The 12,496-nt window shown below is 71.7% G+C and carries 14 protein-coding genes; 9 read left to right on the top strand and 5 right to left on the bottom strand.

Features of this window, described 5'->3' with window-relative positions; all coding sequences use genetic code 11:
- The first annotated feature begins 4 nt into the window (after positions 1 to 4).
- From ACH4ZA_RS06220 to pstB, 6 genes are all read left to right on the top strand, one after another.
- Positions 5 to 1,126 carry a hypothetical protein gene (locus ACH4ZA_RS06220; protein WP_398428555.1) on the top strand — a complete coding sequence of 374 codons (1,122 nt, stop codon included), beginning with the start codon at positions 5 to 7 and terminating at the stop codon, positions 1,124 to 1,126.
- 43 nt (positions 1,127 to 1,169) lie between these two features.
- Positions 1,170 to 1,640 (top strand): NUDIX hydrolase, encoded by a 471-nt coding sequence (locus tag ACH4ZA_RS06215; protein ID WP_398428279.1) that lies wholly within the window; start codon positions 1,170 to 1,172, stop codon positions 1,638 to 1,640.
- 306 nt (positions 1,641 to 1,946) lie between these two features.
- A complete protein-coding gene (gene pstS, locus ACH4ZA_RS06210; RefSeq protein ID WP_319281525.1) occupies positions 1,947 to 3,077 on the top strand; it encodes a phosphate ABC transporter substrate-binding protein PstS in 1,131 nt (376 codons plus the stop codon).
- Between the two features lie 143 nt (positions 3,078 to 3,220).
- A complete protein-coding gene (pstC, locus tag ACH4ZA_RS06205) occupies positions 3,221 to 4,279 on the top strand; it encodes a phosphate ABC transporter permease subunit PstC (protein ID WP_319281527.1) in 1,059 nt (352 codons plus the stop codon).
- The gene (pstA, locus tag ACH4ZA_RS06200; RefSeq protein WP_319281529.1) at positions 4,276 to 5,331 is read left to right on the top strand and encodes a phosphate ABC transporter permease PstA; all 1,056 of its coding nucleotides are present in this window, start codon (positions 4,276 to 4,278) and stop codon (positions 5,329 to 5,331) included. Before pstC ends, pstA begins: the two co-directional genes overlap by 4 nt.
- 85 nt (positions 5,332 to 5,416) lie before the next feature.
- Positions 5,417 to 6,193, top strand: coding sequence for a phosphate ABC transporter ATP-binding protein PstB (gene pstB, locus ACH4ZA_RS06195; protein ID WP_398428277.1), 777 nt, complete (start codon positions 5,417 to 5,419; stop codon positions 6,191 to 6,193).
- Between the two features lie 111 nt (positions 6,194 to 6,304).
- Here the strand turns inward: pstB and ACH4ZA_RS06190 are convergent, their stop codons facing one another.
- On the bottom strand, positions 6,305 to 7,303 hold the full coding sequence (locus tag ACH4ZA_RS06190) for an inorganic phosphate transporter (protein ID WP_319281533.1): 999 nt from the start codon (positions 7,301 to 7,303) through the stop codon (positions 6,305 to 6,307).
- 7 nt (positions 7,304 to 7,310) lie between these two features.
- Complete coding sequence (locus tag ACH4ZA_RS06185) at positions 7,311 to 7,931, bottom strand: DUF47 domain-containing protein (RefSeq protein ID WP_057579445.1); 621 nt, start codon at positions 7,929 to 7,931, stop codon at positions 7,311 to 7,313.
- A 216-nt stretch (positions 7,932 to 8,147) separates the two neighbouring features.
- Between ACH4ZA_RS06185 and ACH4ZA_RS06180 the strand changes: the two genes are divergently transcribed.
- On the top strand, positions 8,148 to 8,531 hold the full coding sequence (locus ACH4ZA_RS06180; protein WP_319281535.1) for a metal-sensitive transcriptional regulator: 384 nt from the start codon (positions 8,148 to 8,150) through the stop codon (positions 8,529 to 8,531).
- Here ACH4ZA_RS06180 and ACH4ZA_RS06175 read toward each other — a convergent pair.
- Together ACH4ZA_RS06175 and ACH4ZA_RS06170 are read right to left on the bottom strand one after the other, a co-directional pair.
- The gene (locus tag ACH4ZA_RS06175; RefSeq protein ID WP_319281538.1) at positions 8,517 to 8,717 is read right to left on the bottom strand and encodes a hypothetical protein; all 201 of its coding nucleotides are present in this window, start codon (positions 8,715 to 8,717) and stop codon (positions 8,517 to 8,519) included. The two genes, ACH4ZA_RS06180 and ACH4ZA_RS06175, sit on opposite strands and share 15 nt — an antisense overlap.
- 124 nt (positions 8,718 to 8,841) lie before the next feature.
- A complete protein-coding gene (locus ACH4ZA_RS06170) occupies positions 8,842 to 9,675 on the bottom strand; it encodes a hypothetical protein (protein ID WP_319281541.1) in 834 nt (277 codons plus the stop codon).
- Between the two features lie 126 nt (positions 9,676 to 9,801).
- Between ACH4ZA_RS06170 and ACH4ZA_RS06165 the strand changes: the two genes are divergently transcribed.
- Complete coding sequence (locus tag ACH4ZA_RS06165) at positions 9,802 to 9,972, top strand: hypothetical protein (protein WP_319281544.1); 171 nt, start codon at positions 9,802 to 9,804, stop codon at positions 9,970 to 9,972.
- Positions 9,973 to 10,138: 166 nt separating this feature from the next.
- Positions 10,139 to 11,701, top strand: coding sequence for an FAD-binding oxidoreductase (locus tag ACH4ZA_RS06160; protein WP_398428275.1), 1,563 nt, complete (start codon positions 10,139 to 10,141; stop codon positions 11,699 to 11,701).
- A 23-nt stretch (positions 11,702 to 11,724) separates the two neighbouring features.
- Here ACH4ZA_RS06160 and ACH4ZA_RS06155 read toward each other — a convergent pair whose 3' ends face one another.
- Positions 11,725 to 12,435: a phosphatase PAP2 family protein gene (locus ACH4ZA_RS06155; protein WP_319281549.1), complete on the bottom strand. Its 711-nt coding sequence runs from the start codon at positions 12,433 to 12,435 to the stop codon at positions 11,725 to 11,727.
- Positions 12,436 to 12,496 lie beyond the last annotated feature (61 nt).

Raw genomic sequence — 12,496 nt, 5'->3', positions numbered from 1 at the left:
GGCGGTGCTGGTGCCGCCGCCCGCGTCGTCCGCACCGGTGCGCAACGCTCACCGGGCGGCGGGCACGGGCGGTGCCGGCACCGGCACGGGCACCGGCACCGGCACGGGTACCGGCACCGGCTCCGGCGGCGCGGTCATCGCCGGTCCCGACGTCACGCCGGGCGCGCCGGCGCCGGCCGCCCCGGGCACACCGGGCACCCCGGCCGCACCCGTGGCCCCCGCCCTGCCCGACCCCCCTCCTCCCACGGCCGGCGCGACCGACGCCCGGACCGCGACCGGCGCCCGGACCGCGCGCGGTGCGGGAGGCGCGCAGGCCGGGACCCTCACCGCCGTCCCGGCCGGCGCCGGCGCCCGCAGCGCGACCGCCTCCCGCAGCGCGACCGCCTCGCTCGCCGACGCCGCCGACACCGCCTCCCGTCCCGGCACGGCTCCCCGCGCCGCCGCCCGTCCCGCCGCCGCGCACCACACGCCCGCGTCGGCCGCCGCGGCCCCCGACCGCGGCCACCTCACCGTCGGTGCGGCGAAGGCCGGCGCCCTTCTGGACCGTCAGCTCACCCTCGCCCGCACCCGCGCCCACTCGACCGCCCTCCAGGCCCTCGGCTCCTCCCGCTTCCACGCCGTGGCGGACAGGGCCGCCGTCCTCGCCAGCGAGGTCCCCCTCACCCCGGCCGCCTCCGCCGCCGACCTGCGCCCCTTCGCCGCCGCCGCCGAGCAGCGCCTCGCCGACGCCGTCGCCGCGCTGCCGCTGGTCACCGCGGGCAGCCCCTACAACGCGGAGGCCCTGATGCACGGCCTCTCCGCGGACGAGGCCCCGCACCCGCAGGACGCGCCCTGGCACCACGTCCGCCTCCTGCTGCGTCTGCACCGGTACGCGTGCGAGGTCCTGGAAGGCCCGGACGCTCCACAGGACGACGTCCGCCTGGTGACCGCCGGCGCCGCCCTGGACCGGCACCGGGACGCCGCGGAGGCGGCAGCCGCCGCGGCGCAGGCGGCCAGGACGCCCCGGATCGCGCCCGCGACGGCGTACGCGCTCGGCGTGCTGCACGCGGACCAGCGGCACGAGGTGGAGGCGGCACGGTACGCGTTCCAGCGCTGCTGGCAGCGACCACCCGTCACGACGACCTGACCGACCAGACCACGCACCCCTACCCGACAGGCGGTGAGTACCGGTGAGCACGGCGAGGAACCCCGACGAAGCCCCCGACGCCCTCGACGCCTTCGACGCCCTCGACGCCACCACCGTCCAGGCGGCCGGCTGCGTGCTGTGGCGTCGCGCGCCGACGGACGACGGTCTGGAGGTGTGTCTCGTCCATCGCCCCAAGTACGACGACTGGTCGCACCCGAAAGGCAAGCTGAAACGCGACGAGGACCCGCTCGCGGGCGCTTTGCGCGAGGTCGAGGAGGAGACCGGCCACCGGGCCGACCCCGGTGCGCCCCTGCCGACCGTGGACTACGAGGCGAACGGCCGCCCGAAGCGGGTCCGCTACTGGGCGGCGGAGGCCGTCTCCGGGGCCTTCACCCCGAACGACGAGGTCGACCGTCTCCTCTGGCTGCCGCCGCCCGCCGCCCGCCTGCGGCTCACCCAGCCGAGGGACCGCACCCTCGTGGACGCGCTGCTGCAGGTCCTGCACCTGGCATAAGGGTGCGGGGGCCGACGGCCGACGGCTGATTCGCGAGGTTTGGACAGCCCACGCCCCGCTCCCGCCCCACCCCGCGCCGGTACCGCTCCGTGTCCTCGGCGTGAGCTTTCCGTGACCTCACCGCACCGTCCCCAGGGGTTCACCCCCCGTTCACTCCCGTCCGTGAGCGCCTTCACCTGATCTGCCTAATTTCAGCCTTACCCGGTGCGGCACGCGACCAACGGGACGCGTCCGCACCAAACAGACTTCGCACCCACCGCACGCCGCCGGATTCAGGACGGCGGCTCCTGGAAGGACCTTCCTCAAGTGAAGCTTCAGCGCATGAACCGGCGGGCTCTCTCCCTCGGTGCTCTCGCCGTCTCCGGCGCCCTGGCCCTCACGGCGTGCGGCTCCGACGACACCGGCACCAAGGCCGACGGCGGCAAGTCCTCCGCGACCGCGGCCGCCGGTTCGATCAAGTGCGACGACGCCAAGGGCCAGCTGCTCGCCGACGGCTCCTCCGCGCAGAAGAACGCGATCGACGCCTGGGTGAAGAACTTCACTCAGGCCTGCTCCGGCGTCCAGGTCAACTACAAGGGCTCCGGCTCCGGCGCGGGCGTCACCGCGTTCACCCAGGGCCAGGTCGCCTTCGCCGGTTCGGACTCCGCGCTGAAGCCCGACGCCGTCGCCGCCTCCAAGTCCGTCTGCAAGGGCGGCCAGGGCATCGACCTGCCGATGGTGGCCGGCCCGATCGCCGTCGCCTACAACGTCTCCGGCGTGGACAACCTGGTCCTCGACGCCTCCACGATCGCCAAGATCTTCGACGGCAAGATCACCAACTGGAACGACGCCGCGATCGCCAAGCTGAACCCCGGCGCGAAGCTTCCCGACCTGAAGATCCAGCCGTACCACCGCTCCGACGAGTCCGGCACCACGGACAACTTCACCAAGTACCTGATCGCCGCCGCCCCGAACGACTGGAAGTACTCCGGCGGCAAGGCCTGGCAGGCCAAGGGCGGCCAGGCCGCGGCCGGCTCCTCTGGTGTCGCGCAGGGCGTCAAGCAGACCAACGGCGCGATCGGCTACATGGAGCTGTCCTACGCCAAGGACGGCCTCGGCACCGTCGCCGTCAACACCGGCGCCGCGGCCCCGGTCAAGCCCTCCTCGGACGGCGCCACCAAGGCCGTCGCCGCCGCGCAGGTCGTCGGCACCGGCAGCGACCTGTCGCTGAAGCTGGACTACAACACCAAGGCCGACGGCGCCTACCCGCTCACCCTGGTGACGTACGAGATCGCCTGCGACAAGGGCAACAAGGCCGACACCCTGCCCGCCACCAAGGCGTTCCTGCGCTACATCGCCAGCCAGGACGGTCAGGGCATCCTCTCGGGCATCGACTACGCGCCGATCCCCGACGCCATCATCGCCAAGGTCCGCACCACCATCGAGGGCCTGAGCTGATCTGAGCGGTGCGGTCCGGCGCCGGGGGCGACCCGGTCCGGACCGCACCCGTCCGGTGCACCGCCGCCAGGGGCCGCCGCCCGCGATCCGGCCCCACCCGAGCCGCCCACACCAGCAGGCGGCTCCGCAGACCGGAGACCCCCATGGACATAGAAACGCAGAAGTCGAACACCGAAGACACTCCACGCCCCACGGCCGCGCAGGACTCGCCGGCCCTCTCCGCGAACTCCGCGGGCCCGCCCCCCGCGACGACCGAGGAGAAGCGCGCGGCCCGCGGCGCGACCCGGCCCGGGGACAGGATCTTCCTGGCCCTCTCGCGCGGTTCGGGCATCTTCCTGCTGGCGATCATGGCCGCGATCGCGGTGTTCCTCGCCTACCGCGCGAGCCTCGCCATCAGCAAGGACGAGGCCAACTTCCTGACGGCGTTCGAGTGGAACACCAGCCTCCTGCCGCCGAAGTTCGGCATCGCGGTCCTCGCGTTCGGCACGGTGGTCTCGTCGGTCATCGCGATGGTCATCGCGGTCCCGATCGCCGTCGCGATCGCCCTGTTCATCACGCACTACGCCCCGCGCCGCATGAGCGGCCCCGTCGCGTACGTGATCGACCTGCTCGCCGCCGTCCCGTCCATCGTGTACGGCCTCTGGGGCGCGCTGGTCCTCGTGCCGCACATGGACGGCCTGTTCGGCTGGCTGGACCACTACCTGGGCTGGACCGGAGTCTTCTCCTGGGACCAGGGGGCCCCGCGCTCGATGCTCACGGTGGGCATCCTGCTGGCCGTGATGATCCTTCCGGTCATCACCAACGTCAGCCGCGAGGTCTTCCGCCAGGTCCCGCAGATGCACGAGGAGGCGGCCCTGGCGCTGGGCGCCACCCGCTGGGAGGTCATCCGCATGGCGGTGATCCCCTTCGGCCGCTCCGGAGTCATCTCGGCCTCGATGCTCGGCCTCGGCCGCGCGCTCGGCGAGACGATGGCCGTGGCCACGGTCCTCTCCCCCGACTTCGACATCCACGCCAGCCTGCTGAACCCCGGCGGCGGCACCTTCGCCCAGAACATCGCCAGCAAGTTCAACGAGGCGACGGAGTTCGGCCGTGACGCGCTCATCGCCTCCGGCCTGGTCCTGTTCGTCATCACCCTGCTGGTCAACGGCGCGGCGCGCATGATCATCGCCCGCCGCAAGGAGTACTCGGGGGCCAACGCATGAGCCACGCAAGCGCAGTAGCCGACAAGTCCCCGGGCACGCTCCGCGGCGCGAGCCTGCCGAAGTGGTCGCCCTGGGCCATCGCCGGGGGATCCCTCGTCCTCGCCGTCGGCGTCGGCGTCGTCGGCGGCCTGGACAGCAAGGTCCAGTGGGGCCTGATCGCCGGCCTCCTCTTCGTCCTCGCGACCTACGGCGTCGCCGCGAAGGTGGAGGGCCGCCGCCAGGCGAAGGACCGGGTGGCGACGAGCCTGGTCTGGGTGGCGTTCCTGCTGGCCGTGGTCCCGCTGGTCTCCCTCCTGTGGACGACGATCGCGCGCGGCGTGAAGGTCCTGGACGTCTACTTCCTGACCCACTCGATGGGCGTCGTCGCGGACAGCGAGCCCGGCGGCGGCATCTACCACGCGATCCTCGGCAGCCTGGAGCAGGTGGGCCTCGCCACGGCGATCGGCGCCCCCGTCGGCATCCTGACCGCGATCTACCTGGTCGAGTACGGCCGGGGCGGCCTCGCGAAGGCGGTCACGTTCTTCGTCGACGTCATGACCGGCATCCCCTCCATCGTGGCGGGCCTGTTCATCCTCAGCCTGATGCTGATGCTCGACCTGCAGCCCTTCGGCTTCGCGGGCTCCCTCGCCCTGGCGATCCTGATGATGCCGGTGGTCGTGCGCTCGACGGAGGAGATGCTGAAGCTCGTCCCGAACGAGCTGCGCGAGGCCTCGCTGGCCCTGGGCGTCCCCAAGTGGCGCACGATCCTCAAGGTGGTCGTCCCGACGTCCATCGGAGGCATCATCACGGGCGTGATGCTGGCGATCGCGCGTATCGCGGGCGAGACGGCCCCCGTGCTGCTGCTGGTCTTCGGCAACCCGTTCATCAACGCCAACCCCTTCGAGGGCGCGCAGGCGTCACTGCCGCTGTACATCTACCAGCAGTACGCGCAGAGCGCGGGTTCGACCGCGGCCTACGACCGCGCCTGGGCGGCGTCGCTCACGCTGATCGCCTTCGTGATGATCCTCAACCTGGTGGCCCGCGGCATCGCCCGCTGGAAGGCCCCACGCTGACACCGCGCGGCTGCCGCCGCGTTGCCGGGTCGCTGAAGCGGCCATACAGCGACTGATCCATACGACCGGAAGTGAAGTGGAAGACATGGCCAAGCGAATCGACGTCAGCGGGCTGACCGCCTACTACGGATCCCACAAGGCGATCGACGACATCTCGATGACCGTGGAGCCGCGCTCGGTGACCGCCTTCATCGGCCCCTCCGGCTGCGGCAAGTCCACGTTCCTGCGCACGCTGAACCGCATGCACGAGGTGACGTCGGGCGGCCGGGTCGAGGGCAAGGTGCTGCTGGACGACGAGGACCTGTACGGCGCGGGCGTGGACCCGGTCGCGGTCCGCCGCGAGGTCGGCATGGTCTTCCAGCGCCCGAACCCGTTCCCCACCATGTCGATCTTCGACAACGTGGCGGCCGGCCTGCGGCTGAACGGCTCGTACAGGAAGAGCGAACTGGCCGACATCGTCGAGAAGTCCCTTCAGGGCGCCAACCTGTGGAACGAGGTCAAGGACCGCCTGAACAAGCCGGGCTCGGGCCTGTCGGGCGGCCAGCAGCAGCGTCTGTGCATCGCCCGCGCCATCGCGGTGGAGCCGAAGGTCCTGCTGATGGACGAGCCCTGCTCGGCCCTCGACCCCATCTCGACGCTCGCCATCGAGGACCTGATCGGCGAGCTGAAGGAACGCTTCACGATCGTCATCGTGACGCACAACATGCAGCAGGCGGCGCGCGTCTCCGACCGCACGGCCTTCTTCAACCTGGCCGCGGTCGGCCAGCCCGGCAAGCTGATCGAGCTGGACGACACCGAGCGCATCTTCTCCAACCCGTCGGTGCAGGCCACCGAGGACTACATCTCGGGCCGCTTCGGCTGACCGGACCCCTCGCGGTGCTGCATGGCGGTGCCACCGCGAGGCACACGAAAGGGCCCGCCCCTGCTCCCGGGGGCGGGCCCTTTCCCTGCCGTGCGGACAACGCGACAGCGCCTACAGGAAAGCCAGGTCCACGAGCCAGAAGGCGCACGCGGCGACGATCGCCGCCGCCGGCATCGTGATGAACCAGCCCAGCACGATGTTCTTGGCGACTCCCCAGCGCACGGCGTTGATCCGCTTCGTCGCCCCCACGCCCATGATCGCCGAGGTGATCACATGCGTGGTGGAGATCGGCGCCTTGAACAGGAACGCCGTGGTGAACATGATCGACGCCCCGGTCGTCTCCGCGGCGAAGCCCTGCGGCGGGTCCAGCTCGATGATCTTCCGCCCGAGCGTGCGCATGATGCGCCAGCCGCCCGCGTACGTCCCGAGCGACAGCATCACCGCACAGGCGATCTTGACCCACACCGGGATCGGGGCGTCCGCGCTCTGGACGTCGCCGATGACGAGCGCCATCACCACGATGCCCATCGTCTTCTGCGCGTCCTGCAGACCGTGGCCCAGCGCCATGGCGGCCGCGGACACCGTCTGGGCTATGCGGAAACCCCGCTTGGCCTTGTGCGGATTGGCCCGCCGGAACATCCACAGGATGGCGGTCATCACCAGGTAGCCGGCGACGAGTCCCACCACCGGCGAGAGGAACATCGGAATGACGACCTTGTCGAGCACCCCGGACCAGATGACGGCCGTGCCGCCCGCCAGCGCGGCGCCCACCATCCCGCCGAACAGCGCGTGGGACGAGGACGAGGGCAGCCCGAAGTACCAGGTGACGAGGTTCCACACGATCGCCCCGACCAGCGCGGAGAACAGGATCGCCATGCCCGTGGAACCGGAGGGGGTCTCGATCAGACCCTTGCTGACGGTGTGCGCGACACCGCTGCCGAGGAACGCGCCGGCGAGGTTCATCACCGCGGCCATGGCCAGTGCCGCCCGAGGCGTCAGCGCCCGGGTCGAAACGGACGTGGCAATAGCGTTCGCGGAGTCGTGAAAACCGTTGGTGTAGGTGAATCCGAGCGCGACGCCGATGGTCACGATCAGAGCGAAGGTGTCCATGAAGGGCTCAGGACTCCTTGACCGCGATGGTCTCCACCGTGTTGGCCACGTGCTCGAAGGCGTCGGCGGCCTCCTCCAGCACATCCACGATCTGCTTCAGCTTGAGCACCTCGATGGCCTCGTACTTGCCGTTGAAGAGATGCGCGAGCAGCTTGCGGTGGATCTGGTCGGCCTGGTTCTCGAGCCGGTTGACCTCGATCCAGTACTCGGTGAGGTTCTCCATGGTCCGCAGGTTCGGCATGGCCTCGGCCGTCAGCTCGGCCGCCCGCGCCAGCACCTCGATCTGCTGCTCGACGCCCTTGGGCAGTTCCTCGACGTTGTAGAGGACGACCAGGTCGACGGCCTCCTCCATGAAGTCCATGATGTCGTCGAGGGAGGACGCGAGGTTGTAGATGTCCTCGCGGTCGAACGGCGTGATGAACGAGGAGTTCAGCTGGTGGAAGATCGCGTGCGTCGCGTCGTCGCCTGCGTGTTCCGCGGCCCGCATGCGCTCTGCGATCTCGGCCCGGCCGGCGGGGTCCGCCCCGAGCAGTTCCATCAGGAGTTTCGAGCCCGTGACGATGTTGTCCGCGGATGCGGCGAACATGTCGTAGAAGCTCGTCTCCCTGGGGGTCAGACGAAAGCGCACGTTGGGGTCCTCAAGATGCATCGGTTTCGGTCAGGCTGATGCTAGGCGCATCATCCGGCCACGGCTAATGGGGCCGCCCCCCAGTGTCGCCCATCGACCGGAGCGCCCGGCAGGGGGGCGACCGGACCGTCCCGGCCCGGACCCCGCTCCCGCCGAAGTTCGGTACGATATACCCAGTAGGGGTATATGTCTGGAGCCGGACCGCTGGAGGGCACGATGACGACCACCGAGGCCGACGCGGAAGCCCTCGGGGCCCCCGACCCGCACACCCACGCCGCCCCGGAACACCCGGAACAGGCGGAGCACCCGGCCGGAGTCGTCCACGGCTACCACGAGCAGAAGGCCGAACACCTCAAGCGCCTGCGCCGCATCGAGGGCCAGATCCGCGGCCTGCAGCGCATGGTGGACGAGGACACCTACTGCATCGACATACTCACCCAGGTGTCCGCCTCCACCAAGGCACTGCAGTCCTTCGCCCTGCAGCTCCTGGAGGAACACCTGCGGCACTGCGTCGCCGACGCGGCCCTCAAGGGCGGCGACGAGATCGACGAGAAGGTGGAAGAGGCGACGAGGGCGATCGCCCGGCTACTGCGCACCTGAGCCCGAGCCGCCCTGCCTCCCGGCCCGCTCCTCGCCCACCCGCAGCACCTCGTCGATGCTCTCCAGACTGAGCCGTTCCTCCCCGGCGGCCGAGGCCGCGATGATCAGCTCCCCGCACAGTTCGATCTCGGCGAGGGCCACGAGGTCCTGAACTGCCGTGCCGCCGCCGCCCGGAGCCACGCGCATCACCTCGTCTCTGCCGTCACCGGCTTCCTAGAGTAGGGAGCGGTCCACACGGCGCGCATGGCACGGACGGGCTAGTCCTTACGACCGCCCTGTGGCCGAAAACACTTCGTCCGGGCGGAGCCGGCTACTCCGCGATCCGCCCGGCGTAGATGTCGTGCGCGGCCGGCAGCCGCACCTGGACGGGAGCGCCGAAGTCGTACAGCAGGGTCGTCGAGGCGACGGCGACGGCCTCCTTCCGCTGTCCGTTCACGAAGCTGAACCGGTGCCGGATCTTGCGGATCCGCCCCTCGTCGTCGAGGTAGACGTCGAACGGCACCCGAGCCGTGGCGAACCCCCTCGCCGCCGCCCGCAACGCCTCCCGGCCGCCCACCGACGCGTCCTCGGCGGCCGCCGTCAGGTCGGCGGTGCCCCGGTAGTGCCGCACCGCGGTCCCGGCCACCTCGGTCCGCCCCACGTACGTCGCGGTGCGCGTCCCGCGCAGCACCTCGGCCGCGGCGAACGGGTCGGTGGCCCCGCCGGTCACCAGGTTCCCGTCGGACAGGGTCGCCGTCGCCACCCGCACCCACTTGTCGTCCGGCACCCCGGCACCCCGGTTCTTCATGAACAGGGCCCCGGGGGCGAGGAGTTCGGTGATCGGCCGGTGCTCGACGGTCCCCGCGGGGTCCTGCGGCAGCAGCACCTTCAACTGCCCGAGCTGCCTGCGGTAGTCGTAGACGCCCTGGCCGCGGATGGTCACCAGGGTCCCGCCGGTGGCCATCTCCATCGACGTACGGGCCTTCGACGTACCCGCCGCGACGAGGGCGTCCGCGGCCCGGTGCAGCGTCTGCACGGGATCGGCGGCCCGCCCGTCCTCGCCGGCGGCCCCGCCGGCGGAACACCCCGCGGCGCAGCCGCAGACACCGGCCACGATCCCGGCCAGGACCGCCCGGCCCGCCTTCCTCCGACCCCGCTCCGCCATGGCCTACCCCCAGCCGGTACGTCCGTCTCGGACCCCCCGTCGCTCCGCTTAACGACGGCCGGGTGCCCGCCGTCACGCGGGCCGGACCGAAGACGGACCGCCGCGCGGCTGGGTAACGTTGTCCATGTGACGCAGCAGGACGGCTCGCCCTCGCCCCGCACCGACGGGGAACACCGCACCACGACCGTCGAACAGGGCCGTTTCTGCCTCGCCCGCTGCATCTGCGGCTGGCGCGGCCCGGCCCGCAGAGCGAGAAGCATGGCCAGGTCGGACGCGGAGACCCACGCCCACGGCTGACCGGCCGCCGGCTCGGCCGGTCCTGCCCCGACCCCGCCCTCCGGACGGGAAGGCCACCCGCCGGACGTCACCGTTCCGTCACCGCCGGCGGCCTGCGGAACCTGTGGTCTCATGGCCCCGTCTCGCTCTGTGAAGCCGACAGCGGCCGACGGAAGGCGCACGAATCATGGAACGGCGTACGTTCATCGCGGGCGGCACGGCCGCGGTCGCGGCGGCAGTGACCGCGTGCAGGGCGAACAACGGCAGCGCGAGCGCCGCCCCCCAAACCGCCGGCGGCGACAGGTCCGCCGGGACGACCCTCACGACCACCAGCGTCTCCGCCCCCGCCAACTGGGCCGCCCTCGCCCGCGGCCTGGACGGCACGCTGGTCCGCCCCGGCGACGCCTCCTGGGCGGCGGCCCGCCAGCTCTACAACACCCGCTTCGACGGCCTCAAGCCGGCGGCGGTGGCCTACGTCGCCCACGCCGACGACATCCGTACGGTCATGGCCTACGCCCGCGCCCACCGGATCAAGGCCGCGATCCGCAACGGCGGCCACTCCTACGGCGGCTGGTCCTCCGGCGACGGCCGGCTGGTCATCGACGTCTCCAAGCTGAACCGGGTCCGGGCGAGCGGCGGTTCGGCCGTGGTCGGCGCGGGCTCCAAACTGATCGACGTCTACCGGGCCCTCACGGCGAAGGGCGTGACGATCCCCGCGGGCTCCTGCCCGACGGTCGGCGTCTCCGGCCTCGTGCTGGGCGGCGGCCACGGCGTGGTCTCCCGCGCCTACGGCCTGACCTGCGACAGCCTCACCCGCGCCACGATCATCACCGCGGACGGCAAGCAGCTCACCGCCGACGCGACGAGGAACACGGCCCTCTTCTGGGCCCTGCGCGGAGCGGGCAACGGCAACTTCGGCGTCGTCACCGAGCTGGAGTTCAAGACCCACCCCGCGCCCCAGGCGGTGACCGGATACCTCACCTGGCCCTGGTCGAAGGCGGCCGCGGTGGTGAAGGCGTGGCAGGAGTGGGGCCCGGCCCAGCCCGACGAGATCTGGTCCTCCCTCCACGTGGCGAACGCCCCCGGCGGCACCCCCACCATCTCCGTCGCCGCGTTCTGCATCGGCACGTACGGCCAGCTCGAGAACGCCGTCGACCGCCTCGCCGACCGGGTGGGCGCCCCCGCGACGAACGTGTCCCTGCGGCGGCGCACCTACGAGGCGGCGATGGAGATCTACGCCGGCTGCTCGTCCTTCGCCTCGGACGCCCAGTGCCACCTGCCGGGCTCCACGCCGGGCCGCTCCCCGCAGGGCGCGCTGGGCCGGGAGACGTACGCGGCCCGCTCGGACTTCTTCGACGTCTCGCTCTCGGCGGCGGGCATCCAGACGCTGCTGAAGCAGATCACGTCAGTGCAGGGCGGCTCGGGCAGCATCGCCCTCACGGCGCTGGGCGGCGCGGTCAACCGGGTCTCGCCGATGGCCACCGCGTTCGTCCACCGCCGCTCACGCATGCTGGCCCAGTACATCGCGTCCTGGCGGGCCGGCACCGCGGGGACGGCGGCGCAGTCCTGGCTGAACACCGCCCACCGGGCGATGGCCCCGTACGCCTCGGGCGCGGCCTACCAGAACTACGCGGACCCGACCCTGACGAACTGGCGCAAGGCCTACTACGGCGACGCGCTCCCCCGCCTGACCCGGCTGAAGCAGCACTACGACCCCAACGGCTTCTTCACCTACCCCCAGGCCCTCTGAGGCCCGGGGCGACGCACACGGCGTCAGGCGGCGAGGTCCCGCTCCTCCGCGGCGACCTCGTGCCGGGCGCCGCGGCCGAACCCCTCCCGGTCGCCCGCCCGGGCCGACCGGCTGCGCACCAGCCAGCCCATCCGGGGCGACCGGTCGACAGCCCTCAGCACCGGGGTGAGCAGCATGGAGGCGACCGGCGACAGCAGCAGCGCCACGGCGGTGCCGAGCGCGAACCCGCCGATCACGTCGGTCGGGTAGTGCACGCCCATGTAGACCCGGCAGAACCCCTCGAGCAGGGCGACCCCTATCCCGACGAGCCCGAACTTCCGGTTGGCGACGAAGAGTCCCACGGCCATGGCCATGGTGAGCGTGGCGTGGTCGCTCACGAACGAGTAGTCGGTCTTGCCGGAGACGAGCACCTCGAGACCCTGGTGATCGCGGAAGGGCCGCGGCCGCTCGACGAACCCTCTTATCGGCACGTTCACCAGCACGGCGACGGCGGCGGCGAGCGGCGCCCACACCAGCGCGGCCACGGAGGAGGCGGCCTCCTCGGCTCCGCCCGGCCGGCGGCGCACTCCCCACCAGCACCCCACGATCAGCAGGACCATGACGAGCAACAGCCCGTACTCACCGACGAATTCGACGATGCGGTCGAACCAGTGCGGGGCGTCCTTGGCCAGCCCGTTGATGTCGTAGAGCAGGTCGACGTCGGGGTTCGACCCGGATTCGGCGAGTCCAGCCATGGTGCTGCGGCCCCTTCATCGTGTTCTGCTCGGCGCGCCTCGCATGCGCCCGCTTCAACAG

The sequence above is a fragment of the Streptomyces sp. NPDC020597 genome, from assembly GCF_044335095.1.
GTDB lineage: Bacteria > Actinomycetota > Actinomycetes > Streptomycetales > Streptomycetaceae > Streptomyces.
The sequence above is the reverse complement of the archived record's forward strand: the minus strand, read 5'-3'. Positions and strand labels throughout refer to the sequence as shown.

Excerpts from the sequence above, each read along its gene's own strand:
- pstC (WP_319281527.1), top strand. The coding sequence starts at position 3,221 with ATGGACATAGAAACGCAGAAGTCGAACACCGAAGACACTCCACGCCCC.
- pstA (WP_319281529.1), top strand. The coding sequence starts at position 4,276 with ATGAGCCACGCAAGCGCAGTAGCCGACAAGTCCCCGGGCACGCTCCGC.
- pstB (WP_398428277.1), top strand. The coding sequence starts at position 5,417 with ATGGCCAAGCGAATCGACGTCAGCGGGCTGACCGCCTACTACGGATCC.
- ACH4ZA_RS06190 (WP_319281533.1), bottom strand. The coding sequence starts at position 7,303 with ATGGACACCTTCGCTCTGATCGTGACCATCGGCGTCGCGCTCGGATTC.
- ACH4ZA_RS06180 (WP_319281535.1), top strand. The coding sequence starts at position 8,148 with ATGACGACCACCGAGGCCGACGCGGAAGCCCTCGGGGCCCCCGACCCG.
- ACH4ZA_RS06175 (WP_319281538.1), bottom strand. The coding sequence starts at position 8,717 with ATGCGCGTGGCTCCGGGCGGCGGCGGCACGGCAGTTCAGGACCTCGTG.
- ACH4ZA_RS06170 (WP_319281541.1), bottom strand. The coding sequence starts at position 9,675 with ATGGCGGAGCGGGGTCGGAGGAAGGCGGGCCGGGCGGTCCTGGCCGGG.
- ACH4ZA_RS06160 (WP_398428275.1), top strand. The coding sequence starts at position 10,139 with ATGGAACGGCGTACGTTCATCGCGGGCGGCACGGCCGCGGTCGCGGCG.
- ACH4ZA_RS06155 (WP_319281549.1), bottom strand. The coding sequence starts at position 12,435 with ATGGCTGGACTCGCCGAATCCGGGTCGAACCCCGACGTCGACCTGCTC.